The sequence below is a fragment of the Acidovorax sp. KPB24-07 genome, from assembly GCF_057543315.1.
The window spans coordinates 1-933 of the sequence record NZ_BAAJYS010000780.1 but is presented as its reverse complement, the minus strand read 5'-3'; the positions used below and the strand labels follow the sequence as shown (position 1 = coordinate 933).

Sequence of the window (933 nt, the reverse complement as noted above, 5' to 3'; positions counted from 1 at the left end):
CGGCCCTGGCGTGGCGCGGTGGGCAATGCGCTCATGTTCTCGCTGGGCATGCCGCTGGCGCCGGCCGACTGGTCGGGCCTGTCGCTCGCCGTGGGGGTGAGCGTGGCCGAGAGCCTGCAGCCCACGCCGCTGGCGGGTGCCGCGCGCATCGGCCTCAAATGGCCCAACGACCTGTGGCTGGACGGTGATCGCAAGCTGGCCGGCATCCTGGTGGAGACGGCGAGCCTCGTCGCGCCCGGCTGGGAAGCGCATGCCGCCCCCGCCACGCGCTACGTGGTGGCCGGCATCGGCATCAACGTGCAGCCGCCGCAGGCGGACGGCATGAACACCCCGCCCGGCAGCCTGCAGGACGTGGAGCCCGGCCTGGATGCGCCCACGGCGCTGCAGCGCATCGCCGCACCGCTGGTCGCCATGCTGCAATCGTTCGAGGCCTATGGCTTCGCGCCGGTGCAGGCCCGGTTCCACCAGCGCGACGTGCTGAGCGGCCGCGCGGTGACGCTGAGCGATGGCACCACCGGCACGGCCCACGGCGTGGGCGAGGATGGCGAGCTGCTGGTGCACACAGCGCAGGGCATGCAGGCCGTGACCAGCTCCGAGATCAGCGTGCGGCCCGCCGGCCCGTCGGCGCCGCGCTGACCGAGAAAGGCCCACCCATGCTGCGCGCCGCCGTTCTGGTTCTGCTGCTGGCCAATGCCGGCTACTACGCATGGGCGCAGGGGCTGCTGCGCTCGTGGGGCTGGGCGCCGCCCGAGCAGTCCGAGCCCCAGCGCCTGGAGCAGCAGATCCAGCCCGAGAACCTGCGCCTGGGCCGCGCCAACGGAACGGGCACCACCCCCAACGGCAACGCAAATGCGAACGGGGGCGAAGCGCCTGCGGCCCCCGCCACCCCGCCCGCGCCCGCCTCCACTCCCGCACCCAGCACCAGCGAGGCCG

Annotated in this window: 1 protein-coding gene and 1 pseudogene; both read left to right on the top strand. The window is 74.2% G+C overall.

What is annotated here, in order from left to right:
- Positions 1-636, top strand: a 636-nt coding sequence (locus AC27IQ_RS25745) for a biotin--[acetyl-CoA-carboxylase] ligase (protein ID WP_487091333.1), incomplete at its 5' end; no start/stop codon positions are given.
- 17 nt (positions 637-653) lie between these two features.
- Positions 654-933: pseudogene (locus AC27IQ_RS25740) on the top strand (SPOR domain-containing protein); the annotation flags it as partial.